The following is a 25,031-nucleotide window of genomic DNA, read 5'->3' on the forward strand; positions in this document are numbered from 1 at the left end:
ATTCCTCTCTATCTATATTTTTTCACCATTTCACTTACGTCGTTCCATGTGACTTTTTCTGATTGTAGAAGTTTACTCCAATCAAGCAATATTTTTTCTATAGTTGAATCAGATTTTGACGATAGCAAAGCAGAGATGTCCGAAATTATCTCTTTATCTTCATCTGAGGTATTAGCTAATACTTCTCCCAACCAATAGTCTTTTTCTGAATACCGCTGTTCTTTTACACCTGTTTTCTCATTGAGATAATGTCCTGCTAAAGCAGAAAAGAGAATAGAAATATTATCATTTTGATAAATGACACCGTTATTTTTCCACAAAAGTGCTCCTAATATTTGATATGGAATTAAATGTTCAAGTCGTTTAAATATCGTTTCATCATGATGTTCATAAGGATTAATAAGAATTGTTAGTTGTTCTTTTTCTTGATACCACATTAATTCAGAGGGTAATATATCATTTGCTCCTATAGCTGGTATTAGTAGTATTTTTTTCGGTAGTGATACCCCTTCTATCTTGAAGATTCTTTTAATTTGCTCAATGTTTTTTTCAAGTTGAATTAAATAAGAATCTATGAATTTTATACTATTTTCCCAAGTTATAGGGTAAAGTATTTTATAATTGTTTATTTGGTCATATTTCAACTCTCCATAAATTAAGTAAATACCATTTTTACTTTCACCTTTATATTCACCTTCACGAACTTTTTCCAAGTTAGTAAATACTTCTTGATTCCCTTTGTAATTTAAAACATAATCAATATCTTGTTGTGGCTGAGTAGGTAATCTATGATTTGAGTTATAAGTATCTTTCATCGAAGGATTATTATTTTTTAAAGGAATCCACGCAAAGTAAAATGGTAAATAGGCAAACTCATTATTTGCATCCATATAAGGTGAGGAAATACCACTGTATATGAATTTAAGTTTTTTTGTTTCTTCCTTTAAATTAACTTTTATAAAGTCTCCCTCTTGTTTAAAATCAATTGCATTATTAAGTTCGTCCATAATCTTATTTACTTTAAACCCATGATACAAATTAAAATATTTAATTCCCTGTTCTTGTTGTTGAAAATACAACTCTACTGCAGCATCTAATTTTTTATTGATTGCTAAATAAATATCATATTTTTCAACATCGTAATCTAACCATATATTCATTGGATTATATCTATTTTCTGCATAATAATTTAGTTCATCAGCATTCCGTTGGTTGAATAGTGTTGGATTTATTTTAGATTCCATATATATATAATTCGTAGAAACAAATAGTATTAAGGCAACTAACAGTAAATTGATCAATATCTTTAATGACTTCTGAATATGACTTTTCAGTACAACAACGATTAAAATTATTGTGAGTAACAACACAATCCAACTTAATTTATTTATCAAGTCTTCTTTCGTGAAAACAAATCCACTAAAAGCATGATAGGACATTATAGGGTTTGGGACTCCTAAATGAAAAAAACCAGGGACATAATCGAAACCTAGTAAACGAAATAAATTATCACTAAAATAAACATTCATAGGAGAAATAAGTAACCATATACCAAATAGGATGGAGATGCTTATTTTTTTTCTTGAAGTTAGGCCAACAAGTACACCTATTAATGAACTTATAACTGCAGGAACAAACCAATATATAAAAACAAAGAATATAGAATCTATATAAAAATCTGAAAAAACGTATCCGGATAACACATAAACTAACATAAATAATATTATTGCAAAGATACAGAATACAATGTTTGATAAGAGTATAAATAAATAGTTGCTCGCAATTTTTATATAGCAACTTTTCGGTATCGTAAGGAATAACTCTTTTGCAACTTTTACACTCTCTACTTTAATGGAAAAGTATCCTAATATCATAAAAATAAGCATATATCCTTGAATCAAATACGAAGATAACTGCAACATATTACCAGGATTAGTGATTTCAGAGGAGGAATAAGTATAAATTATGACTCCTAAATATAATAAAGCTATTACGACAGATATAATGTATATTGGATTTCTAAAGTTTAACTTGCTGAAAAAACATACGGAATTTATTAACTTCTTCAATATATCCAGCTCCTCACTATGTAATATACCCTCCCCTTAAAAAGGGGAAGGGAATATTTGTGATTAATCGGTGATTCTTACTGCACCATAAAGAGCAGTAGTATTATATTCTGTATTAGCAACAGCGTAATAAGTAGAGGGATCTGGATAAAAGTTTGTTTTCACTTCTTTTCCAGCTGCTGCATAGCTATTGTGAACGATTGAATCCGGAAGAACAGCAACGTATTTTTTTGCATATCCAAAGATTCCGTAAGGACCGCCTCCAGCATTTGTAACTGTCATTTGAGAAGCACCATCGTGAATATTTACTTTGGCCCCTTCTGCACTTGACGTATAATTTATTAGAGCTGTAGACGATGCAGCAGAGGCGCTAGATGCTAAAGCTCCAAATGCTGCAATACCTAAGATAATTGATTTCATCTTATTATTTTTTTTTATATTCACAACATCAACCATATAAATCCTCCTTGTATAAAGTAGTATTCTTTCTATAGGCCTATAGAAGTTTTAGAAAGAGCTGCTCTTTCTAATATAGATAGAACTCCTAACTTAGATTTTCACAACCTTTAAGTATTTATAGTTCATGTTCCTTTGTTTACTTTTTTCGTTGAATATTGTTACCTTAGGAATACCCGTATTCTCTATATGAATAATACTTTCTCTCCAGTCTTAATTATTTATTTAGTACTTGTTTCAAAAAAAAAGCAGAACAATTGAGTTAACAATGTTCATGCTCTATATAAAATTATTGAATTGTTAGCTTGTTGAAATGTAAATTCATGTGAAGTTGAAACTTAAGGCTGCTTTTTCTAAAATAGCTGTAATAAATGAATAAGAAATTGATGTTTCAGGCTTTTAGTTAGTTTTTTAATTAAAATGTTTTCTAGTTTATCTTTATTAAATCCCATAACTTTAGAAATCACATCGTGGGCTATGAAAATTAAATAAAATTTATTTTATAAAATACAACTAAGGTGACACTCGGGATCGAACCGAGGATAAAGGTTTTGCAGACCTCTGCCTTACCCCTTGGCTATGCCACCGTGATCAACAAATAAATTTCTTTAAAGGTTTTCAAGATTACCACTTAAAAAAATAAAATGATGTATTCTTTCATGGATTGCTAAAGCGATTTTTCATTTCCCAGAATCCCGGTACAGAATGAACATCGTATTTCTTTATTGTTTTAATAAGTATAATGGTTAAATCCTGACGTAAGTCTTCTCTATAAATCGGATGTGTTTGATAAAGACAATTTTTTAATTTAGGTTCAAAAAACTGTATTACATCTAATAAAGCCGTATCATCATATTTTGATTTTTCTACTAAGGCAACCAATTCTTTAGACATTTATTTTCAATCCCTTCTTAAATCTTTTATAACTTCTGTCAAATGTTTAATACTTGTTTCAAGATTTTCTATTTTCTTTTCGAATCTAATAAATAGATATATCGTTATTGAAATAGGAAATCCAAAATTGCCGATTATCGATATCCATTCTGGTGTTTCTGAGAACAGCATTAAATTCCCCCCTTTTTATCCTTATGAGTTTCGATGTATTCACGTATATTTTTCAATGCTTTTTTATGAGTCTTTGATACCGCTTGTTGCGATATATTTAATAGCTGTCCGATTTCTGTATCACTGAATCCTTTTATATAAACTAAATTAATAATTTGTTTTTGTTTTTCTGTTAATGAATATAAAGCATCATTCATTAATGGACAGGTTACATGTTCATTAATTTCATCTTCTAAGACAATCTCATCAAGAATTAAATAACTTTCTTCAGCAGCTAATAAATCTAAAAATGTTTCCTCACCTCCATCGGTATTAATTGGTGCGTTTAAAGTAGAAGTAAATCTTGACTGTATAACTTTTAATCGCTTGTCGTAATTTATTGAATTAAATTTAAGTGTTGTAGAAATATGAGAAATAAATCTGATTTTAAAATAAAAATGTTTAAATAATATATCTAATTCTTTCATATTCTCAGGAGTAGGATTTGAAATTGTTTTCATGTACATTTCTTTATTAATTGGTATTCTGAGAAAAGAAATCACCAAATCATTATTTAATAACTCAGGATTTTCCATTTCAAATTTTTTGATTTCTTCTTCATTCCATTCATTTTTCAGCAACCATAGAACCCCCTTTAAGGAAACATATGTTCTTATTTATTTAAAAAAAAGAGCATATGTTCTTGTTTATAGTTAAAAAAAAGAGCGTACATCCTTCTTTATAGATTTTTTTGAAAATTAATCCATTTTTCCGTTCGTTATTTATTTTAACATTATATTTTTGTCATTTAAATGGTTGACATAAATTTTTAATATGCATAGCTGCAGAAGCGGATTCTTGAATTAATGATATTAAAAATTCCCGTTCATCTTCTGTCGAATTTTCTTTCAAGCATTGTGTAAAGAAGGCTTGCGACCTTCGAGCTTCACAGAAACACTTTAATAGCAATGATTGATCTAATGTGTTTTCAAATTGTTCACTAGAATCATCTTCTATACCAACGTCAATAGATAGATTAAGAATTGAGATTGCTTCTTCGTAATCCCCAATTAGTACTCTAGTAGTGTGCTGCATTAAATACTTAAATAAGTCCGATTCTGTAGGCCTTGAGTTTGTTAAGTTTTCATACTTATTGATTAATAACGCTAAGGCACCTGTAACATGAGGTACGGCCATAGAAGTACCTGATAAATTTGTAAAATCTCCATTTAAAAAAGTAGATTTAATAGAAACACCTGGAGCATAAATATCAACTTGTTTATTAGTATTAGAGAAATTTGCAACTCTGTTATTTTTATCTACAGCACCCACTGCAATCACTTCCTCGTAACCAGCTGGATAAGAGTATTCAGCAGTAAAAAAATTGTCATCCCCTTCATTGCCAGATGCTACAACAACTGCTATATCACTTTTAATTGCTTGTTTTATGGCATTATGTAGACTGTCTTTAGATGTTCTTAATCCTAATGACATAGATATAATGTCTACACGTTCATTATTTAAACCTCTCCAATTAATAGCGTAATTAATTGCCTTTACCAATGAATCAACATTTCCCACCCCATTGCTTTCCAATACTTTTAAAACCAGTAAACTTACTTCGGGCGCTACCCCTACAATGCCTGTATCATTAAATGAAGCTCCTATTATTCCAGCTACATGTGTACCATGACCATCTAAATCATCAAAGATAGTAACATCTCCATTAAATTCTTTTGTGAAATTATACCCACCAATAAGGCGATCCTTTAAGTCTATATGGTGGCTGTTACAACCCGTATCTAATATTGCAACAACTACCCCCTTACCTTTATATCCTTGCACCCAAAAGTTTTTAGCGTTAATACTAGTGATATTATTAGTTATCTCATCATTCATCTGCTCTTCCTCTAAAAATCTAGGCACGGCTAATAATGTAATCTCATTATCCTTCATTATCCAACACCTCCTGTTTACTTTGTAATATACATAGAATAAGGAATGTAAAATTTCACAACCTAGAAAAATTAAAATGTAAAATTAATTGTGGAAATCGTTAATTAACCTAGCATGTGAACTATAGTTTCTACATTTAGAAAACATAAAGAGGAACAAGGAAAAACTCATTGAACGCTTTGGTAGCTCCTACTATGATGAAGGTTATGTATTCGGTAATTTCAAACGTCATCCTGGCTATGCTATTTTGATTAAATTAGCAGAGAGTAGAATGGCTAGATTATAAAAAAGTAAACTTAAATCTTGAAGTCACTCCCTATTCTCTTCGCAACACACATACATCTCTACTTGAAGAAGCTGGAGTAGGACTTGAAGAAATCATGGATTGCTTAGGTCACCAAGACGATGCAGTGACTAGAAGCGTGTACCTTCACGTAACCTCTGAAATGAAAAAAGAAGCCTCCCAAAAGTTCAGTGAACTTTTGAGAAGCCTCCGTTAAAATCCTTTTTGTTAGAAAAATGTAAGCATTTCACTTTCCTTATATTCAAACCCTTTTAAAGCAAGAGGTTGACGGCTTATTACATCATTCCGCCCATGCCACCCATGCCACCCATATCAGGCATGCCTGGTGCTGCTGGTTCTGGAATATCTGCTACAACTGCTTCTGTTGTTAAGAATAAAGCTGCTACAGAAGCTGCGTTTTGTAGTGCTGAACGTGTTACTTTCGCTGGGTCTACTACGCCTGCTTCCATCATGTTTACCCATTCGCCTGTTGCTGCGTTGAAACCAACACCGATTTCTTCGCGTTTTAAACGGTCTACAATGATAGAACCTTCAAGACCTGCATTGTTTGCGATTTGACGAACTGGCTCTTCTAACGCACGAAGCACGATTTTTACACCAGTTGCTACATCACCATCAACTGCGTCAGCTGCTTTTTCAACTGCTGCATAGACGTTTAGAAGTGCCGTACCACCACCTGATACAATACCTTCTTCAACTGCTGCACGTGTTGAGTTCAGTGCATCTTCAATGCGAAGTTTACGCTCTTTTAGTTCTGTTTCTGTTGCAGCACCAACTTTAATCACTGCTACACCACCAGCTAATTTTGCTAAGCGCTCTTGTAATTTTTCTTTATCGAACTCTGAAGTTGTTTCAGCAAGTTGTGCACGGATTTGGCCTACGCGACTTTCGATTGCATCTGCGCCGCCAACACCTTCTACGATTGTTGTGTTGTCTTTTGTTACAACAACTTTCGCTGCACGGCCTAGTGATGTAATATCAGCTGTTTTAAGGTCTAAACCTAATTCTTCTGTAATTACTTGACCACCTGTTAAGATTGCAATATCTTCTAGCATTGCTTTACGACGGTCACCGAAACCTGGCGCTTTTACTGCTACAGCGTTGAATGTACCGCGTAGTTTGTTTACAACAAGCGTTGCAAGAGCTTCACCTTCAACGTCTTCAGCGATCATTAAAAGTGGACGACCTTGTTGTACCACTTGTTCTAATAGTGGTAAAACTTCTTGGATATTTGTAATTTTCTTATCTGTAATTAAAATGTATGGGTTCTCAAGAACGGCTTCCATTTTATCTGTATCTGTTACCATATAGTGTGATGCATAACCACGATCGAATTGCATACCTTCCACTACATCTAACTCCGTTGTGAAACCTTTAGATTCTTCGATTGTGATAACACCATCATTACCAACACGTTCCATTGCTTCTGCAATTAGTTGGCCTACTTCGTCGTCTGCTGCTGAAATTGCCGCAACTTGTGCAATCTCTTCTTTGTTGCTTACCGGACGAGAAATGCTGTGTAATTCTGTCAGTGCTGCTGCTACCGCTTTGTCAATCCCTTTACGGATGCCAACAGGGTTTGCACCAGCTGTTACGTTTTTCAAACCTTCACGGATAATGGCTTGTGCAAGAACTGTTGCAGTCGTTGTACCATCACCAGCAATTTCATTTGTTTTAGAAGCAACTTCTGCTACTAATTTTGCACCCATGTTTTCGTATGGATTTTCAAGTTCAATTTCTTTCGCAATTGTTACACCATCATTTGTAATTAATGGAGAACCAAATTTTTTTTCTAACACGACGTTACGACCTTTAGGACCTAATGTCACTTTCACTGCGTTTGCTAATTTATCTACACCTTGAAGCATTAATGAACGAGCTTCTTCTGAGAATTTAATATCTTTTGCCATTTGAATTTACCCTCCTGAAATGGAATATTCGTTAAGCTTGATTCATATACTAATAATTATCCAATAATTGCAAGAATATCGCTTTCGCGTAAGATTAAGTATTCATTGCCTTCATATTTAACTTCTGTACCTGCGTATTTAGAGAAAATAATGTGGTCGTCAACTTTAACGTCAAGCTCTACACGTTGTCCGTTTTCTAAAACACGACCTGTCCCAACTGCTACTACTTTACCTTCTTGCGGTTTTTCTTTTGCAGAGTCTGGTAGTACAATCCCAAATGCAGATTTTTCTTCTACCTCGATTAGTTCGATGACAATACGATCTCCTAGTGGTCTTAACAAGTAAAACAACCTCCTATTAATTTAAATATTAGTTGAAAGTTTATTAGCACTCTATATCAACGAGTGCTAATACATTTATTATGATAATCAATCCATTCTTTTTTTGCAAGCCAGAACTTCGAAAAATTTTGTTTTCTTTCCATATTCCTCTACAATAGAAAGGAAGCTTATGAATGGAAAGGATTTTGACTGTGAATAATTCTCTAAAAGGCGTTCAGCATAAAAAAACTGCTCTTTACGTTTTAATCGTTTACATTATTATGCAAGTGTCAGGTAGATGGTTGCTTTTACCGTTCCATAAATTTGTGATGAATACAACAGGCTTATCTCACGAACAAGCAGCTCCTATCACACAAGGCTGGTATATCGCACTCAGCTTTGCAATTGCATTGATTTTAAGTTTAATTTTAACAACCCGCGATAAAACGTTTTGGGATGTCTATCAAGGTAAAAAAGAGTCTATCCCGCTTACAATTATGTGGGGCATTTTAGGTTTCTTCCTTGTATTCTTCGGTCAAATGATTGGAGCGGCTATTGAAATGGCTGTTTTTGGAATCGAAGGTGGCTCACAAAACACTGCTGATATCGTAGCGATAGCTAAAGGTGCACCCATTGCCATTTTAGCGATTGTTGTCTTTGGTCCCATTTTAGAGGAATTTGTCTTCCGTCGCGTTATTTTCGGCTCACTTGTTCAAACGACGAACTTTTGGGTGGCGGCCATTGTTAGTGCTATTTTCTTCGCACTGATTCATTTCGATTTTTCACACATCCTGTTGTATACCATTTGTGGTCTAATCTTTGCTTTCCTATACCACAAAACAAAACGGATATGGACATCAATTATTGCGCACATCATGCTAAATGGCTTTGTGACGCTTGTCCAATTAAACGCTGAACCGTTGCAAAAGTTTTTACAAGAACTGCAAAAAATGCAATAAAAAAAGCTGGATGTGGTCATCACATCCAGCTTTTTTTATTAGTCATTCAATTCTTCAATTTGACGTCTCTGTTCAGCTAACAGACGTTCAACTTGCTCACGTTCTGCTGCTATCCGTTCTTCCTCTAATAGCATCGCTTCAGCTTGTAAAAATTTACGATAGCCCCTGCGCGCTATAATAATACTAATCTCATAAATTACAAATAGCGGAATTGCTACAATAACGTTTGAAATAAAGTCGGGTGGTGCAAGGAATACCGCTATCACAACTAACACGAAATATGCATATTTTCTGAACTTCACCATTAATTCAGGATTTAATATACCTAAACGTGCTAAAAATAACGTTACAACAGGTAACTGAAAAACGATTCCGAAAGGCATAACTAGGCGAAACAAAAATGAAAAATATGCGTTAATCCCTATTGTTTGTTTGATTTCTAAATCCGCAGATAAGCCCATCATAAAATGCATGACATACGGGAACAACACAAAATAAGAAAATGAAGCACCTGCTATAAATAGAATAAACGAATAAGGAATATATTTTAAAGTAGCCTTACGTTCTGTCTCATGTAAACCTGGTGTGATAAACAACCAAATTTGATGAAGAAGCAACGGTGAACTTAAAACGAACGCTACAAAAACCGTCACTTGTAGGTAAATGACAAGAGGATCGGTCACATTAAACGCATTCAAAGTTAGTTGCTCTGCTTCTTTACTATATTGAATATATTTAATAATTGGTTCGGCTAGATAAAAGCCCACAATAAGTGCAATAACAAAGAAAACAGCACAAATTAAGAGCCGTTTTCTAAGTTCTACTAAATGCTCTGTAACAGTTAATTCTCTTGGATTCATATTAACTTGACATCCTTAACTTACTTAACGTTATCATTTTCTTTATGTTCAATTACTTTCTTTTTTGTATCATCATCGTCATCAGCTAGACCTTTTGTTGCATTTTTAAATTCGCGAAGTGTAGAACCCATAGCTTTACCTAGCTCTGGTAATTTCTTTGGTCCGAAAATTAAAATTGCAACCACACCGATAATAACTAGGCCAACTGGTGTAATAGCACTTAAGTGCACAACCATTACAGCCACCTCCTCTTATATATATATCATTTTAACTCAATTTTTTTCGTTTGGCGAATTTATTTAGATAGATTGAACGCCATCAATTGTAACTGTTTACAAAATTGTGAATGCAATTATTTATCGCTATTTCTTATTAAATAAATGAGCGCTTGCAATTCAACAGATAAATCTATTGTTAATAATTTCATAGAATCGGGTACAGTAATTCGCTCTGGTGTAAAGTTTAAAATACCTTTTGCGTCCATTGCTGCTAAGCGATCTGCCATCTTCTGAGCAGAGCGTGAAGATACAGTTAAAATAGCAAGGTCTGCCCCGTATTCAGCATATTTTTCTTCTAGTAAATCGGGATGATACACAGGAATATTGCTAATCATTTTCCCTTCCTTTGGTGCCTTCGAGTCAAATGCCACCACAATATGCGTATTATGATTTTTCTGGAAATTGTACTTTAAAAAGGCATTCCCTAAGTTCCCCACACCGATTAATGCTACTTTTGTTGTTTCATGCTGATCTAGTGTTTGACTAAAAAATGTCAATAGATGTTGTACATCGTAGCCATATCCTTTTTTCCCAAGCGCACCAAAATAAGAAAAGTCACGACGAATCGTTGCAGAGTCGATTTTCATCGCTTCGCTCAATTCCTTCGATGAAATACGTTCCATTCCTTCTTGTGCAAAGTTTTGGATAAATCGATAGTAAAGAGGAAGTCTTTTAGTTGTGGCTTGTGGAATTTTCACTTCTTGTTTCAAACTTTTTCCTCCTTATAAACACATCAAATCCACCGAAGTGCATTTGAAAAATTCTTTTGAAACATGCTTATACAAATCAATTACACCGCAGTATAATTGCGCCCAGATTTTTTCCAGCTTAAGCGGTAATCTGTGACATCCACTGGTGGATTTCCCTTTAGTTAACGGCGTTTTTTACGCCACTAACTAAAGAGAAATCGTTTCAATCTTACATGACAGCTTGGAATAAGTAAAGCACTGACATTGCAAGCAAATCCCTCATCATTTACACTAAGAATGAATTGAGGTGTCAAGAATGATTGTATTACAAGTCAATCAACTATATAAATCCTTTATTGCCGATGAAATTTTAAGTGGCGTAAAACTAGAAGTCCAACACCGTGACCGTGTCGCATTAGTAGGACGTAACGGTGCTGGTAAATCCACTTTACTAAAAATCATTGCTGGTCAATTGTCATATGATGCTGGCGATATTATCATTCCAAAAGGTGTACAAGTCGGCTATTTGGAACAACATGCTGGTCTAGATTCTACGTTGTCAATTTGGGACGAAATGATGACAATTTTCGAACCGCTTCTTTCACAAGAAAAAGCATTACGTTCCCTTGAACAACAAATGGCTGATCCGGCCGTTTACGATAACTCTGACATCTATACAAAGATAATGTCCGAATATGACCAATTACAACATGATTTTAAAGATGCAGGTGGTTATCAGTACGAGTCTGATACACGCTCCGTTCTTCATGGAATGCAATTTTACCCAGAGGATTATGAAAAACCAATTAGCTCCTTGTCAGGGGGCCAGCGAACTCGTCTAGCTCTTGCTAAGCTGCTACTAAGCAAGCCCGATTTATTAATTCTCGATGAGCCTACCAACCATTTAGATATCGAAACGCTATCTTGGTTAGAAAATTATTTAAAAGGCTATGAAGGCGCTATTTTAATTGTTTCCCATGACCGTTACTTCTTAGATCAAGTTGTTTCTATCGTCTATGAAGTATCTCGCCATCGCGTCACAAAATATACTGGCAACTATAGTGCCTATTTAGATGAGAAAGCAAAAAACTATGAGCGCGATATGAAAATGTTTGAACGCCAGCAAGATGAGAAAGCCAAGCTTGAGGATTTTATTCAAAAAAATATTGCCCGTGCCTCAACAACCAAAATGGCACAAAGCCGACGCAAAATGCTTGAACGTACAGAATGGATGGACTCCCCTGAAGGAGATGAAAAGTCCGCTAGCTTCGGTTTTACAATTGAACGGCAAAGTGGAAATGATGTGCTTTCTATTGATGCCTTAGCTGTTGGCTACGGTGACAAGCAAATTTCTAGCGGCATAACACTACGCACTTTTCGTGAAGACCGCCTCGCATTAGTCGGACCAAACGGTGTGGGCAAATCCACATTATTAAAAACCATTGTAAAAGATTTGTCCCCACTTGCAGGGGAAATCCGCTATGGTACTAATGTGCAAATTGGCTATTACGATCAAGAACAGGCGAAACTATCTAGCAACAAGAGCGTTTTAAAGGAACTATGGGATGAATGGCCATTAATGAATGAAAAAGATATTCGCACTGTGCTTGGTCGCTTTTTATTCAGCGGCGAAGATGTCGATAAAACGGTAAACTCTTTATCTGGTGGTGAGAAAGCTCGACTGGCATTGGCAAAGTTAATGATGCAAAAAGCGAATTTCTTAATTCTCGATGAGCCTACCAACCATTTAGATTTGGATAGTAAAGAGGTGCTAGAAAATGCCCTGATTGATTATCCTGGAACACTCCTTTTCGTATCACATGACCGTTATTTCATTAACCGAATTGCTACAAAAGTTGTTGAGCTATCTGGAGAAGGTTCTTTTGAGTATTTAGGTGATTATGATTATTATCTTGAGAAAAAACAGGAGCTTTACGAAATTGCTCAAATGAAAGCAGCTTCTCAGCCACAACTACAATCAACAGCATCTGAAAAGACCTCTACTTCAACAATTGATAAAGAGGCAAAAAAGCGTGAACGCCAAATTAGAAGAACTATTGAAGAGCTAGAAGTCAACATGCAAAAGGCTACAGCAGAAATCGCTAATTTAGAAGAAGCGCTTTGTGATCCTGCCATTTTCACAGATCATGAGAAAATTACACAACTACAAAATGAGTTAGCTTCTGTCAAAGAACAACATGAAGTCATTGAAATGGAATGGCTTGAGCTAAATGAAGAACTAGAAAATATTATTTTATAAATCGTAAAGTAACATTATTATTTTTTTAGTACTTGGCGCTAAAATAAATACCTTGCATAATATAAGCTCCTAAATCGTAAAAATCCACTTCGCTTTCCGCGGGCACACACGTAAGCCACAACCCTCGCTATCGCGCGGAATGCCTTCGTCTTACGTTCTGTGGGTTCCCGCAGGAGTCTTCGTGGATTTCCCCTTATAATTTTCAGAATTATTTTAGTACCTGGCACCTTTAGCCATATGCTTGTCATATGGCTTTTTTCTTTACTCGCCTTTATTTTTCATATATATTGGTCAAGTGCTATTTTTCGACAAAAAATGCCCACAACTTTATACACACTATAAAACTAGTAATATCAACATATCAACAGACTTTTCCACACTGTCCACAATTTCAAATTATTTAATCCACATAGTTTTGTGTAAAACACGCTACTATATATAGAATAATCACAACTTATGCACAAGTTATCCACATATTGTGCATAAGTACGAATGTTCGCAGTTTTTTCACATGTTTTTTTCACAGGTTCTGTGGATAATTTTCTGAAAAATTCATCAATTACTCTTTCTCTATTATAAGTATATATTTTCTTACATTATTCGAGATTTTATACGTAAAAAAAGAGGATGCCCCGAATAACTTGAGCCTCCTCTTTTCAATCTCTTAGTCAACCCAAGATTTTAATTCCATACCTGGGCGACCATTCATCATCATATTACCACGAATACCAGCTTCAAACATTGGTGTTGCGGCTGCTCCAATCATTGCTGCATTGTCTGTACACAATTTCAATGGCGGTACGAAAAAGGGAATTCCCTCTTTTGCAAAAACCTTTTCAAGGGATGTGCGCAGCCCCTTATTGGCAGCTACTCCACCAGCAGCGATGACTTGTTTAACATTATATTCCCGCGCTGCACGCAATGTTTTGGCTGTTAGAACTTCCACTACACTTTCCTGAAAGCCCTTTGCAACTGCAGTTGGAGATATTTCTTCACTACGTTGATCCATATTGTGCTTATAGTTAATAACTGCCGATTTTAAACCACTAAAGCTAAAATCATAAGAGCCTTCTTCAAGCCATACACGAGGAAAAGCAACGGCTTCTTGTCCTTCATGTGCTAACTGATCTATACGAGGTCCCCCAGGATATGGTAAGCCTAGCACGCGTGCAACTTTATCATATGCTTCACCTGCTGCATCATCTCGCGTTTCGCCAATCACTTCAAATGAACCATGTTCTTTCATATAAACAAGCTCTGTATGTCCCCCTGATACAACAAGGGCTAGAAGTGGAAATTCCATCGGTTGAACAAGTGCGTTAGCATAAATATGTCCAGCAATATGATGCACACCTAAAATTGGTATATTATTGGCAAAGGCAAACGCCTTTGCAGCATTAATGCCAATTAAAAGTGCTCCTACAAGACCAGGTCCTTCTGTAACAGCTACTGCATCTAAGTCAGAGGGCTTCATATTTGCTTGTTTTAGCGCCTCTTCAATAACAATAGTAATTTGCTCGACATGATGGCGTGATGCAATTTCTGGTACAACACCACCAAATCGCTTATGGCTCTCAATTTGTGAAGCTACCACATTTGAAACAATTTCAGAACCATTACGAATAATCGCGGCTGCTGTTTCATCACAGCTCGATTCAATTGCTAATATAACTCGATTTTCCATTATAAATTCACCCACATGACTAGGGCATCCTCCCCGTTATCTGTATAGTATCCTTTACGTATGCCACCATCTTGAAATGCAAGCTTGCGATAAAGGTTTTGTGCCACAGTATTGGTTTCACGTACCTCTAGGCTCATCACGTCCATTCCATGCTCACGTGCAATACGCATCGCTTCCCGCATTAAGCCTTCACCAATTCCTCGGCCGCGAGCTGACTCTACAACAGCGACATTTGTAATTTGCGCCGCATCTATGACCATCCACATGCCACAAAAACCAATTATAGTATTGTTTTCATCTACTGCTAAAACATAGTGTGCATATTGATTTTCATGCATCTCATAGTAAAAAGAATCCAATGTCCATGGTGTAGGAAATGTAGCAAGCTCAATCGCATATACCGCTGGAACATCCTCTGACACCATTTTACGATATACGATATTACTGCTCATGCGTCTGCTCCTTTTGCTCCTTTAACCAATTCGCTTCAGCCTCAGCAATACGTTTATATTGCGGAGTAAAATGGTGAACTGCCTCGATACTCGGTAGCTCTTCTGCGCTCGCTAGAAGAATGGCTGCACTGGCTCGTGGCAAATCCTCATGAAGAGCTGCACGATATGCGTTCTGCTCAAGCACTCCCACGATTTTATCCCAAAATACATCGACATCAGTTCCTACAAATAATATAGGTGCAGCTAATGCTTTCAAACGAGCTAACAGTCCATCGATATGATCATGATAATCTTCTATAACGACATCCAGCTCTGTCCCTTTATAAACAGCTGTATAGACATTGCCTCTGCGTGCATCAAAGATAGGACATATTAGCCCATCAAAAAGCGTTGCATTTGCGGCTAATACTTTTAAACTTGAAACACCAACTAATGGCTTTTGTAGCGTCCATGCTAATGTTTTAGCAAGCGTCACACCAATCCGTACTCCCGTGTAAGAACCAGGTCCTTCTGATACAGCAATTGCATCTAACTCATTTGGCTTTACACCTACATTTGCTAGTATCGTTTCAATTGCTGGCATGGCTCCTGCAGAATGCGTTAATTTTATATTTTGTACAACCTCGGCCATCACTTTTCCGTCTTTTACAACTGCAACAGAAAGTGGCGCATTCGCTGTTTCAATTCCCAACCAAATCATCTCATTAGCTCCTCACATATTGCCTCAAATCGCTTGCCATAAGGCATTAACACAAATCGTCGCTCATTTTCACCAATACGATAAATTTCAATTGCTAAACGCTCTTTAGGTAAATCTTGTTCTATTAAATGGGCCCACTCAACAACTGATATCGCATCGCCATAAAATAGCTCGTCCCAACCAAGGTCCTCATCACTTTCTGCCAATCGATATACATCTAAATGATTAAAAGGCAAACGTCCTTCATATTGTTTCACTATCGTAAATGTAGGGCTATTAACCGTTCTTGTTACACCTAGTCCTTTTGCTAAGGCTTTTGTAAATGTAGTCTTCCCGGCTCCTAAGTCGCCTTCTAACGTAATTGTATCTTGTGCCACCAGTAAATTTGCTAGCTTTATGGCAAAGTGCTCTGTATCTTCTAGTGAATTCATTATTTTTTCAAACTTCATCTTTATGTCCTCTCCTAGCTCATTACTTCTAGTTTACCGAAACATGCGCAAATGTTCAAAGCATCGTGTGATTTTCAAAAAAATAAACACGTCTCCCTGATTGAAGACGTGCCTACTCTCTTGTTGAATATCCCTTTACAGCAATAACCTCTTTATTAACTAATTTATCATCTTTAAATTGAACTATGTAGGCTTGTGTCATAAGGATTTCATCATTCCAACGATAATAATTATTTTCAATCATCTCACTAGCGTCCCCACCAGCAATTTTAACTACATCCATATAAGTCATACCTTGTTTCAGCTGCGCAAATTCATTTTCATTCATATTTTTTTGCCAATGATACGAATTCGATTCTTCTATATCAATAATTGGAACGCCACAAGCAACTTTAAGTATAAAGATTAACCAATATATACAGAATCGAAATGCTATGGACACCCCTCCGTCCTTCCTTGCAAAACCCATACTGTCTATACATATGCAATGGACAACGATTTAGTGAACATCTTTTAGTATTCACTATTTTTTATGGGGCTACTGGTGATTCCATTGGTTTTATTGGCGATTTCTCTCTGTTTTGTGGCGATTTTTCTCTGTTTGGTGGCGATTTTTCTCTGTTTGGTGGCGATTTCTCGACTTTTAGTGGCGATTCACAAACGTTTTGTGGCGATTTCCTACGCACTCAAATAAAAAAGCCCTTACGATTAATAAAAATCATAAGAACTGTAGTTTCATATTAAAATGGCGGTCCCGACCGGGATCGAACCGGCGATCTCCTGCGTGACAGGCAGGCATGTTAACCGCTACACCACGGGACCTCTTTAAGACATTTACAAATATAACATATGAAAATCTACTATGCAATACTTTTTTTATAGAACTTTACCTATTCTACAATAATATTTTCTTTTTACGTTTATATGCTATGATTACCTACAAAAATAGATGAGTAGGTAATATATGGATACTATTTATGGAACTCGTAAAGCGATTTTAAAATCAAAGCTTGAGGTGGATATTGCTTTTATCACATCGCCCTCCAATATTTTTTATTACACTGGGTTTTTATCGAATCCACACGAACGCTTTATGGCTCTTGTTTTCAATACGAAAACAAATAAAGAAATATTATATGTTCCAGCTTTAGATTTAGATGCTGCAGAACAGGTTGCTCATATTCAACACATCGTCCCAATAACTGATGAGCAAATGCCATTTGAAGTTGTCAAAAATACAATCGGAAACCTTGGTTCGACTGCTGGTGTAGAAGCCAAGGCACTTACATTGTCACGCTATTTAGAGCTAACAAATGCATTAAATGTCCAAGTGAAAGATATTTAACAACTAGTGAATAGACAACGCTTGCATAAAACACGCGATGAAATCAATCAGTTGAAAGTAGCCATTCATATTATTGAACAAGTTATGTCGGAGGGCATAAAAAAATTCATATTGGTATGACAGAATTAGAGCTTGTTGCTGAGTTAGAATATTTAATGCGCAAATTTGGAGCAGATGGGCCGTCCTTCGCCTCGATTATTTTGTCTGGTGAAAATGCAGCCCTACCACACGGCCATCCTAGTATGCGAAAAATTGAGCATGGTGATTTTGTGTTAATTGACATGGGCGTTATAAAAGATGGCTATTGTTCTGACATTACAAGAACATTTATCGTGGGCGAAGCGACAGAAATACAACGAGAAATATATGACACTGTTCTAGCCTCGACACTTGCTGGTATTAAAGCAGCAAAAGCAAACATTCCGTTAAAACAAGTAGATTTAACAGCAAGAGCCGTCATTGAAAACAAAGGCTATGGTGAATATTTTAACAACCGCATTGGTCATGGACTTGGTATTGAAGTCCATGAAGAACCTTCTGTCCATGCAGCAAACAATAATTTAATAACAACAGGTATGGTTTTTACAATTGAACCTGGTATTTATATACCGAAATATGGTGGCGTTCGTATTGAGGACAATGTTTATATAAATGAACTTGGTGAAGCTGAAGTACTTACTACCTTTCCACGTAAATTACAAATTTTATAATAGGCTTAACCCTAATGGAGTAAATTCGATTTTTCGAGTTTGCTCCTTTTTTTGGCACTAATCTTGCAATGATATTAATAGATTCAACACACTAAATTAGTAGGAGGTCCTTTCCATGATTCGCTACATCTTCACCCGAATCGGTTATATGATGATCACGTTATTTATTATCATCTTGCTTTCGTTTTTACTGATGAAAGCTCTACCTGGTTCTCCATTCAACGATGAACGGTTACCTGAAACACAGAAAGAATTACTGTACAAAAAATACGGTCTCGATAAACCAGTACCTGTACAGTTTGGTATTTACCTGTCGAATCTTGTTCAAGGGGATTTAGGTGTTTCTTTTGTTTTTGATAATCGCCCGGTTACGAAAATTATTCAAGAACGCATTGGCGCCTCGGCTATTCTCGGATTCCAAGCCGTTTTTGTCGGTACTATTATCGGCTTACTGTTAGGTATCGTAGCAGCATTAAAACATAACACCATTATTGATTACGGTGCAACCGTCTTAGCGGTACTCGGTATTTCTATTCCATCGTTTGTATTTGCAGGCTTTTTACAATATTGGGTTGGTGTTAAACTCGGCTGGCTTCCGATTGCCTTTTGGAATGGTTTTGAATACTCAATTTTACCAACAATCGCTTTAGCAGTTGGCGTTGTGGCAACCATTGCCCGCTTTACACGCATTGAAATGTTAGAGGTACTTAACCAAGAATATATTTTAACCGCTCAATCAAAAGGGTTATCGAATTCTTATATTATTACAAAGCATGGCATCCGCAATGCGCTCATTCCAATCATTACAATTATCGGGCCGTTAACTGTCAATACTATTACTGGTTCGCTTGTTATTGAGAAAATTTTTAGTATCCCTGGTTTAGGGGAGCAATTTGTTAATTCAATTATTACAAATGATTATCAACTGATTATGGGCACAACGATTTTTTATGCGGTTTTATTTGTCAGTGTCATTTTAATTATTGATATTTTATACGGGTTCATCGATCCTCGTATTCGTGTAGCGGGAGGCGAATAATTTATGACAGCAAAAATCACTGAAGAAACAAAGCATTATCCAGCCGATTTGTTTGAACTTGCCTCTCAAGCAGATATCGTCTCTGATATTGTGCATCGACCTGAGCAATCATTTTGGCAAGATGCATGGCGAGGTTTACGTAAAAATAAAGCAGCTATTGTTGGCTTATGTATTATTATTTTCGTTATCTTATTAGCTGTTTTCGGTCCATTTATGAATAACCATGGCTACGACGAACAAAACATTACACGCACCAATTTACCGCCAAAAGTTCCCGTTCTAGAACATTTGCCTTTCTTAGGGTTGAACGGTGTCGATGGGCGTGGCGTGGACCAATACGAAAAAAAGGGTATAACTGAATATTTTTGGTTCGGTACAGATGAATTAGGACGGGATTTATGGACACGTATTTGGCAAGGCACGCGTATTTCCCTTTATATTGCCTTTCTAGCAGCCACGATTGATTTAATAATCGGTGTTGCTTATGGTGCTATTTCAGCTTTCTATGGGGGACGTACTGATAATGTAATGCAACGTGTTATTGAAGTATTAGTTGGTATTACAGGGTTAATTGTCAATATTCTTCTTATTCTGATTTTGAAGCCCGGCATCATTTCTATTACACTCGCAATGGTTATCGTTGGCTGGATTAGTATGGCCCGTATCGTTCGCGCACAAATATTAAAGCTTAAATCATATGAATATGTACTTGCCTCCCGAACACTCGGAGCGAGTAACCAACGATTAATTTGGAAGCATTTAATTCCTAATACACTTGGACCGATTATTGTCGCTACTACTTTTACTATACCTGGCGCTATTTTCACAGAAGCCCTACTTAGTTTTATCGGATTAGGGCTACAACCACCGACCGCTTCCTTAGGAACAATTGTCAATGACTCATATAAACTATTGCGCATTTACCCACATGGCATGATTGTTTCTTCTATTATTATTAGCTTAATTATGATTAGCTTCAATTTACTTGGAGATGGACTGCGCGATGCATTCGATCCAAAAGTACGTAAATAAGGAGGTGTTCCGATGAAAACAATTTTAGAAGTCAAAAATCTTAGCGTTTCCTTCAACACTTATAGTGGCGAAGTACAGGCTGTACGCAATGTCTCGTTTGACTTATATGAAGGCGAAACATTAGCAATCGTTGGCGAATCAGGCTCAGGGAAATCCGTTACTTCGAAAAGCCTATTACGCTTAAATCCTCGTGAAACAACAATGATTAAAAATGGCCAAATCTTTTATCATCATAAAAATATTTTAGATTACAGTGAACAGCAAATGCGTGGGCTGCGCGGGGCTGAAATCTCAATGATTTTCCAAGATCCTATGACAGCGTTAAACCCTACGATGACGATCGGCAGTCAAATTGCAGAAAGCATTAAAAAACATACGTCTTTACGTGGCATGCAAATAATAGAGCGTGTCATTGAATTATTACAGCTCGTTGGCATTAAAGAAGCAGATAAACGCTATAAGCAATACCCACATCAATTTTCAGGTGGCATGCGTCAACGAATTGTCATAGCAATGGCACTTGCTTGTGAGCCGCGCATTATTATTGCAGATGAACCGACTACAGCATTGGATGTTTCGATTCAAGCCCAAATATTAGAATTGCTTAAAAACATCCAAAAAAAGATGAATCTCTCGATAATATTTATTACCCATGATTTAGGGGTTGTCGCAAAAATGGCTGATCGTGTTGCCGTGATGTATGCAGGTAAAATTGTTGAAATTGGCTTAGTCGATGAAATTTTTTACCACTGTCAACATCCATATACACAGGGACTACTCGCTGCGATGCCAAATCCAGATATAGATTCAGAATCCTTATATGCCATTCCAGGGACACCACCTAACCTATTGCAACCACCGGTGGGAGATGCCTTTGCAGCTCGCAATAAACAAGCACTCAAAATTGATTTTCTAGAGGAACCACCTATGTTTAAGATTAGCGATACGCATTATGCTGCAACTTGGCTATTGCACAAGCAGGCACCTCCATTGCTACCGGTTCATCAACAGCTAGCGCAGGAAAAGCAAAAAGAACGTGAGGAGAAACCTCTATTTGATACAAACAATCCGTTTTTATCCTTAAAGGAAGTGAAGCAATATTTTAAATTAGGAAAAAATACGATTAACAAAGCGATAGATGGTATTACTTTTGATATTTATAAAGGGGAAATTTTCGGTTTAGTTGGCGAATCCGGCTGTGGCAAATCTACTACGGGTCGCTCTATTATAGGACTCAATACGATAACAGATGGCACCATCCAAATTGATGGACAATCAATTTATGATGCACAGACAAAGCAAGAGAAGCTTGCCTTTCATCGCAAAGTCCAAATGATTTTCCAAGACCCCTATTCTTCACTGAATCCACGGATGAAAATAGCAGACATTATTGGGGAAGGTCTTGCAATTCATGGCGTACCGAAAAGTGAATGGAAAACAAACATTTATGAGCTTTTAGACATTGTAGGCTTAACCAAGGAATATGCGAATCGTTATCCACATGAACTAAGTGGTGGACAACGTCAGCGCATTGGTATTGCACGTGCGCTTGCTGTAGAGCCGGAATTAATTATTGCCGATGAACCAATTTCTGCATTGGACGTGTCGATTCAAGCGCAAATCGTTAATTTGCTAAAAAAGCTTCAGAAGGAGCGAGGATTAACGTATTTATTTATTGCACATGATTTATCGATGGTAAAATATATAAGCAATCGTATCGGGGTCATGCATCGGGGTAAAATTGTTGAGTTAGCGGAAAGTCAGGAACTTTATGATCACCCTATCCATCCTTATACAAAATCTTTGTTATCTGCTATTCCTCTGCCTGATCCTAAACTAGAGCGTGAACGACAAAGGATTATTTTTGATGAAGTGAAATACAATGCCAATGATCGAGCAAATGAAAAGTTTATAGAAGTCCGTCCAGGTCATTTTGTTATGCTTACGGAGGATGAACTAATGCAATATCACCAAACAAGCGCTAAAGGCATTTTGCTATGAAGTTATTTAAAGTAATGATAGTAACAATTTGTATTTTGTTATGCTCCTTGATTTATCCATTATTATCAAAACAAGCTATCTCATTACTAACAATGATTAACTACACGTTCCTTCTTTCGCTTGCTTGTACAATCATTGGTGGCTTGTTATTTGTTGTACAAGGTGGGTTTTTCAATGGCATTGGTTATAGCTTTAAACGGTTTTTTGCTCGTGTTTCAAAAAATGGAGCGTACGCCTATGAATTAGATGGTAATCTGGAATTTATCCAAGCGCCTACATATTCCTTTACTTATCCTCTTCTAATAGCAGGAACGCTCGGTTGTCTTATCACAACGATTTTATCTGTTGTGTTGTATTGACATCATCACTAACATCAGTATGCCTTAACACTACCTTTTCAAAGTGGGGCAGGCCATGGCATATTTATTTCCGTTACGGGTTGCTCGCTTTCCGCGTGCGGGGTCTTAAATCTCACGCTTTCCCTTAGTAGTCGAGCAACCCTTCACTACAAGAATCTGCCGTAGCGAATATCAACGTCATAAATAAAGCTTGAGCTATTCTTTTCTTTTGCAGTAAATTAAAAAATAGAAGCAAACACTAGTTGATGGTAGCGGAGGCGGTGACTCCTGCTCAGAACAGCACACAATGTAAGACGCAACAAGCCCACGCGTTAGCGAGGGTTGCGGCTTACGGTGTGCCCGCGGAAAGCACCGCCGTAGCGAATATCAACGTGATAGAAAAAAGTGTTAGATTGACTTCGAATCAATCTAACACTTTCGCTTTTTCCTAATTCCATTTTTTATTACTTATCGATTTCGACCCATTTATAGCTAATATCCGCTGAGAATGGGTGTTCATATAAATTTTTCACATAGGGCTTCTTCAAACGACTTACACCTTTTTGGAATGTTGGAGCAAATGCCACATCTTCCATCATCAGCTTTTCAGCTTGTTGCATTAATTGCCAACGCTCCTTAATATTAGCAGTTGTTTTTGCTTGCTTAATTAACGCATCCACTTCTGCATTTTTATAATGCGATTGGTTATAGTAAGCAGTTGATTCAAATAAATCAATATATGTCATCGGATCTTGATAGTCCGGACCCCAACCACCATAGTCTAAATCATAGTCAACTGCACCTTCTAATGCTAGTTTTTGTTTATTCGGCTGCATATTAATCGTTAGCTCTAAGCCAGCAAGATTGGTTTCTAATTGATTTTTAATAAATTCAGCAGCTTTTTTTGATTCTGCTCGGTCATATGTTAAAAATTCTAGATTTACTTTATCAACTCTTAGTTCTTGTAAACCAGTAGCCCATGCTTTTTTGGCTGCTTCAATATCCGTTTTATTCATGTCACCATTCGCTTGGCGGAAATCAACGCCATTCTCATCCGTTGATAACCCTTGAGGAACTAAGTAGTAAGCGGGAATAGAACCGTCCTGTAAAATGACATCCGCAAATCCTTGTTTATCCCAAGCCATATCAATCGCTTTACGAATGTTCTTATTCGCTAAAAACTTGTTTTCATGATTCATACGAATAAAATACGTATTTGGTTTTAAAAATGTTGAATATTCTGGGCTATCTTTGTATTGTGCTACATACTCACTTGATAACTCAGTCGTATCAATTTCCCCGGCCTCATATAAGTTGACTGCTGTAGCAGTATCTTTTACAATTTTTTGCGTTATTTTCGTTAGCTTGACAGCGTCTTTGTCCCAATAGTTTTCATTTTTTACAAAAGTCCATCCTTGTCCATGTTGCCAAGACTCCATAATAAATGGACCATTATAAATCATATTCGCTGCTTCTAATGCGTATTGATCACCTTGGGCCTCTGTAAATTCTTCATTTAACGGGAAAAATGGCGCGTAAGTTGTTAAGCTTAAAAAATATGGAATTGGTGCATTTAGTTGCACTTCAAGCGTATAATCATTTAGCGCTTTTATACCGATTTCATCTACCTTGCCAAACAGTGGATCTCCTTCTGTTTGTACATTTGCGGCATTTTTAATATCGAGCATTAAATAAGAATAAATTGCTTGTGTTTCAGGATTAATCGCTCTTTTCCAAGCGTAGACAAAGTCATGTGCCGTAACCGGAGTGCCATTGCTCCACAGTGCGTCTTCACGTAACTTGAACGTATACACCGTACCATCTTCTGATACTTCATATGACGCGGCCATACCTGGCACAGGCGTGTTCTCTGGTCCAATGCGATATAACCCCTCAAACACTGAATTCATCGCCGTTACAGCGAGTGCATCTACACTTCCTAAAGAACTCATCGTTGTTAAATCTCCGCCTGCAACTAAATGAAGTTCTTGTATAACAGCCGATTCTCGCCCATCAGTAGCTTCTTTATCCGTGCTATTTCCCCCAGTTGAGCTACCGGCTGAATTGTCTTCTTTGCCATAACAGCCCACTAATACAACGAGCATAAGACCTAACAATACAACGAGCCATTTCGTCTTTTTAGCCATACTCAAAACCCCTTTGATTTTATTGCACG

Annotated in this window: 23 protein-coding genes, 2 tRNA genes and 2 pseudogenes; 8 read left to right on the forward strand and 19 right to left on the reverse strand. The window is 36.5% G+C overall.

Annotated features, from left to right (window positions below; translation table 11 throughout):
- Positions 1-8: 8 nt before the first annotated feature.
- The 7 genes from C9J37_RS13660 to C9J37_RS13690 form a co-directional block, all read right to left on the reverse strand.
- A complete protein-coding gene (locus C9J37_RS13660; RefSeq protein WP_107895778.1) occupies positions 9-2,069 on the reverse strand; it encodes a hypothetical protein in 2,061 nt (686 codons plus the stop codon).
- Positions 2,070-2,132: 63 nt separating this feature from the next.
- Positions 2,133-2,525, reverse strand: a complete 393-nt coding sequence (locus tag C9J37_RS13665) for a hypothetical protein (RefSeq protein ID WP_107895779.1) — start codon at positions 2,523-2,525, stop codon at positions 2,133-2,135.
- 516 nt (positions 2,526-3,041) lie between these two features.
- A tRNA-Cys gene (locus C9J37_RS13670) sits at positions 3,042-3,112 on the reverse strand.
- A 70-nt stretch (positions 3,113-3,182) separates the two neighbouring features.
- A complete protein-coding gene (locus C9J37_RS13675; protein WP_107895780.1) occupies positions 3,183-3,419 on the reverse strand; it encodes a helix-turn-helix domain-containing protein in 237 nt (78 codons plus the stop codon).
- Positions 3,420-3,425: 6 nt separating this feature from the next.
- Entirely contained in the window at positions 3,426-3,590 is a 165-nt protein-coding gene (locus C9J37_RS13680; RefSeq protein WP_107895781.1) for a YvrJ family protein, read from the reverse strand.
- Positions 3,590-4,210 (reverse strand): sigma-70 family RNA polymerase sigma factor, encoded by a 621-nt coding sequence (locus tag C9J37_RS13685; protein ID WP_107895782.1) that lies wholly within the window; start codon positions 4,208-4,210, stop codon positions 3,590-3,592. Before C9J37_RS13685 ends, C9J37_RS13680 begins: the two co-directional genes overlap by 1 nt.
- Positions 4,211-4,373: 163 nt before the next feature.
- Positions 4,374-5,525 carry a S8 family peptidase gene (locus C9J37_RS13690; protein ID WP_107895783.1) on the reverse strand — a complete coding sequence of 384 codons (1,152 nt, stop codon included), beginning with the start codon at positions 5,523-5,525 and terminating at the stop codon, positions 4,374-4,376.
- Positions 5,526-5,869: 344 nt separating this feature from the next.
- On the opposite strand from C9J37_RS13690, the pseudogene C9J37_RS13695 reads away from it, so the two are divergent.
- Positions 5,870-6,025, forward strand: a pseudogene (locus C9J37_RS13695) (site-specific integrase); the annotation flags it as partial.
- A gap of 79 nt (positions 6,026-6,104) precedes the next feature.
- On the opposite strand, the gene groL reads toward C9J37_RS13695, so the two are convergent.
- Together groL and groES are read right to left on the reverse strand one after the other, a co-directional pair.
- Positions 6,105-7,739, reverse strand: a complete 1,635-nt coding sequence (gene groL / locus C9J37_RS13700; RefSeq protein ID WP_107895784.1) for a chaperonin GroEL — start codon at positions 7,737-7,739, stop codon at positions 6,105-6,107.
- Between the two features lie 56 nt (positions 7,740-7,795).
- Entirely contained in the window at positions 7,796-8,080 is a 285-nt protein-coding gene (gene groES, locus C9J37_RS13705; protein WP_024363933.1) for a co-chaperone GroES, read from the reverse strand.
- 173 nt (positions 8,081-8,253) lie between these two features.
- Here groES and C9J37_RS13710 point away from each other — a divergent pair, with 173 nt between their 5' ends.
- Complete coding sequence (locus C9J37_RS13710) at positions 8,254-9,018, forward strand: CPBP family intramembrane glutamic endopeptidase (protein ID WP_107895785.1); 765 nt, start codon at positions 8,254-8,256, stop codon at positions 9,016-9,018.
- 38 nt (positions 9,019-9,056) lie between these two features.
- On the opposite strand, the gene tatC is transcribed toward C9J37_RS13710, so the two are convergent.
- The 3 genes from tatC to C9J37_RS13725 form a co-directional block, all read right to left on the reverse strand.
- Complete coding sequence (gene tatC, locus C9J37_RS13715; RefSeq protein ID WP_107895786.1) at positions 9,057-9,878, reverse strand: twin-arginine translocase subunit TatC; 822 nt, start codon at positions 9,876-9,878, stop codon at positions 9,057-9,059.
- 20 nt (positions 9,879-9,898) lie between these two features.
- Entirely contained in the window at positions 9,899-10,114 is a 216-nt protein-coding gene (locus C9J37_RS13720) for a twin-arginine translocase TatA/TatE family subunit (protein ID WP_107895787.1), read from the reverse strand.
- A gap of 116 nt (positions 10,115-10,230) precedes the next feature.
- Positions 10,231-10,866 (reverse strand): redox-sensing transcriptional repressor Rex, encoded by a 636-nt coding sequence (locus C9J37_RS13725; RefSeq protein ID WP_024363929.1) that lies wholly within the window; start codon positions 10,864-10,866, stop codon positions 10,231-10,233.
- Positions 10,867-11,161: 295 nt separating this feature from the next.
- Here C9J37_RS13725 and C9J37_RS13730 point away from each other — a divergent pair, with 295 nt between their 5' ends.
- The gene (locus C9J37_RS13730) at positions 11,162-13,105 is read left to right on the forward strand and encodes an ABC transporter ATP-binding protein (RefSeq protein ID WP_107895788.1); all 1,944 of its coding nucleotides are present in this window, start codon (positions 11,162-11,164) and stop codon (positions 13,103-13,105) included.
- Positions 13,106-13,769: 664 nt separating this feature from the next.
- On the opposite strand, the gene tsaD is transcribed toward C9J37_RS13730, so the two are convergent.
- From tsaD to C9J37_RS13760, 6 genes are all read right to left on the reverse strand, one after another.
- On the reverse strand, positions 13,770-14,789 hold the full coding sequence (gene tsaD / locus C9J37_RS13735; RefSeq protein ID WP_107895813.1) for a tRNA (adenosine(37)-N6)-threonylcarbamoyltransferase complex transferase subunit TsaD: 1,020 nt from the start codon (positions 14,787-14,789) through the stop codon (positions 13,770-13,772).
- Positions 14,789-15,241, reverse strand: coding sequence for a ribosomal protein S18-alanine N-acetyltransferase (gene rimI, locus C9J37_RS13740; RefSeq protein WP_107895789.1), 453 nt, complete (start codon positions 15,239-15,241; stop codon positions 14,789-14,791). The genes tsaD and rimI overlap by 1 nt, the downstream gene beginning before the upstream one ends.
- Complete coding sequence (tsaB, locus tag C9J37_RS13745) at positions 15,231-15,941, reverse strand: tRNA (adenosine(37)-N6)-threonylcarbamoyltransferase complex dimerization subunit type 1 TsaB (RefSeq protein ID WP_107895790.1); 711 nt, start codon at positions 15,939-15,941, stop codon at positions 15,231-15,233. The genes rimI and tsaB overlap by 11 nt, the downstream gene beginning before the upstream one ends.
- Positions 15,938-16,390: a tRNA (adenosine(37)-N6)-threonylcarbamoyltransferase complex ATPase subunit type 1 TsaE gene (gene tsaE / locus C9J37_RS13750; RefSeq protein ID WP_107895791.1), complete on the reverse strand. Its 453-nt coding sequence runs from the start codon at positions 16,388-16,390 to the stop codon at positions 15,938-15,940. The genes tsaB and tsaE overlap by 4 nt, the downstream gene beginning before the upstream one ends.
- Before the next feature lie 112 nt (positions 16,391-16,502).
- The gene (locus C9J37_RS13755; RefSeq protein WP_107895792.1) at positions 16,503-16,832 is read right to left on the reverse strand and encodes a hypothetical protein; all 330 of its coding nucleotides are present in this window, start codon (positions 16,830-16,832) and stop codon (positions 16,503-16,505) included.
- Positions 16,833-17,136: 304 nt separating this feature from the next.
- A tRNA-Asp gene (locus C9J37_RS13760) sits at positions 17,137-17,212 on the reverse strand.
- 142 nt (positions 17,213-17,354) lie between these two features.
- On the opposite strand from C9J37_RS13760, the pseudogene C9J37_RS29685 reads away from it, so the two are divergent.
- The 5 genes and pseudogenes from C9J37_RS29685 to C9J37_RS13785 all read left to right on the forward strand — a co-directional run bounded on the left by C9J37_RS29685 (position 17,355) and on the right by C9J37_RS13785 (position 22,876).
- Positions 17,355-18,445 (forward strand): annotated as a pseudogene (locus tag C9J37_RS29685) (M24 family metallopeptidase).
- 115 nt (positions 18,446-18,560) lie between these two features.
- On the forward strand, positions 18,561-19,484 hold the full coding sequence (gene opp3b, locus C9J37_RS13770; RefSeq protein WP_107895793.1) for an oligopeptide ABC transporter permease: 924 nt from the start codon (positions 18,561-18,563) through the stop codon (positions 19,482-19,484).
- 3 nt (positions 19,485-19,487) lie between these two features.
- Positions 19,488-20,516, forward strand: a complete 1,029-nt coding sequence (opp3C, locus tag C9J37_RS13775) for an oligopeptide ABC transporter permease (protein WP_107895794.1) — start codon at positions 19,488-19,490, stop codon at positions 20,514-20,516.
- A 12-nt stretch (positions 20,517-20,528) separates the two neighbouring features.
- Positions 20,529-22,517: an ABC transporter ATP-binding protein gene (locus C9J37_RS29405; protein WP_107895795.1), complete on the forward strand. Its 1,989-nt coding sequence runs from the start codon at positions 20,529-20,531 to the stop codon at positions 22,515-22,517.
- Complete coding sequence (locus C9J37_RS13785) at positions 22,514-22,876, forward strand: DUF3899 domain-containing protein (RefSeq protein ID WP_235617110.1); 363 nt, start codon at positions 22,514-22,516, stop codon at positions 22,874-22,876. The genes C9J37_RS29405 and C9J37_RS13785 overlap by 4 nt, the downstream gene beginning before the upstream one ends.
- A 443-nt stretch (positions 22,877-23,319) precedes the next feature.
- Here the strand turns inward: C9J37_RS13785 and C9J37_RS13795 are convergent, their stop codons facing one another.
- Positions 23,320-25,002 carry a peptide ABC transporter substrate-binding protein gene (locus C9J37_RS13795; protein WP_107895797.1) on the reverse strand — a complete coding sequence of 561 codons (1,683 nt, stop codon included), beginning with the start codon at positions 25,000-25,002 and terminating at the stop codon, positions 23,320-23,322.
- Positions 25,003-25,031 lie beyond the last annotated feature (29 nt).

The organism is Lysinibacillus mangiferihumi (assembly GCF_003049665.1).
Lineage (GTDB): Bacteria > Bacillota > Bacilli > Bacillales_A > Planococcaceae > Lysinibacillus > Lysinibacillus mangiferihumi.

Bases quoted from the DNA above. Each gene is read 5' to 3' on its own strand.
- rimI (WP_107895789.1), bottom strand. From the start codon at position 15,241: ATGAGCAGTAATATCGTATATCGTAAAATGGTGTCAGAGGATGTTCCA.
- C9J37_RS13720 (WP_107895787.1), bottom strand. From the start codon at position 10,114: ATGGTTGTGCACTTAAGTGCTATTACACCAGTTGGCCTAGTTATTATC.
- C9J37_RS13675 (WP_107895780.1), bottom strand. From the start codon at position 3,419: ATGTCTAAAGAATTGGTTGCCTTAGTAGAAAAATCAAAATATGATGAT.
- tsaD (WP_107895813.1), bottom strand. From the start codon at position 14,789: ATGGAAAATCGAGTTATATTAGCAATTGAATCGAGCTGTGATGAAACA.
- opp3C (WP_107895794.1), top strand. From the start codon at position 19,488: ATGACAGCAAAAATCACTGAAGAAACAAAGCATTATCCAGCCGATTTG.
- tsaB (WP_107895790.1), bottom strand. From the start codon at position 15,941: ATGATTTGGTTGGGAATTGAAACAGCGAATGCGCCACTTTCTGTTGCA.
- C9J37_RS13710 (WP_107895785.1), top strand. From the start codon at position 8,254: ATGGAAAGGATTTTGACTGTGAATAATTCTCTAAAAGGCGTTCAGCAT.
- C9J37_RS29405 (WP_107895795.1), top strand. From the start codon at position 20,529: ATGAAAACAATTTTAGAAGTCAAAAATCTTAGCGTTTCCTTCAACACT.
- C9J37_RS13785 (WP_235617110.1), top strand. From the start codon at position 22,514: ATGAAGTTATTTAAAGTAATGATAGTAACAATTTGTATTTTGTTATGC.
- C9J37_RS13795 (WP_107895797.1), bottom strand. From the start codon at position 25,002: ATGGCTAAAAAGACGAAATGGCTCGTTGTATTGTTAGGTCTTATGCTC.
- C9J37_RS13730 (WP_107895788.1), top strand. From the start codon at position 11,162: ATGATTGTATTACAAGTCAATCAACTATATAAATCCTTTATTGCCGAT.
- groL (WP_107895784.1), bottom strand. From the start codon at position 7,739: ATGGCAAAAGATATTAAATTCTCAGAAGAAGCTCGTTCATTAATGCTT.
- tsaE (WP_107895791.1), bottom strand. From the start codon at position 16,390: ATGAAGTTTGAAAAAATAATGAATTCACTAGAAGATACAGAGCACTTT.
- C9J37_RS13665 (WP_107895779.1), bottom strand. From the start codon at position 2,525: ATGGTTGATGTTGTGAATATAAAAAAAAATAATAAGATGAAATCAATT.
- C9J37_RS13690 (WP_107895783.1), bottom strand. From the start codon at position 5,525: ATGAAGGATAATGAGATTACATTATTAGCCGTGCCTAGATTTTTAGAG.
- C9J37_RS13680 (WP_107895781.1), bottom strand. From the start codon at position 3,590: ATGCTGTTCTCAGAAACACCAGAATGGATATCGATAATCGGCAATTTT.
- tatC (WP_107895786.1), bottom strand. From the start codon at position 9,878: ATGAATCCAAGAGAATTAACTGTTACAGAGCATTTAGTAGAACTTAGA.
- opp3b (WP_107895793.1), top strand. From the start codon at position 18,561: ATGATTCGCTACATCTTCACCCGAATCGGTTATATGATGATCACGTTA.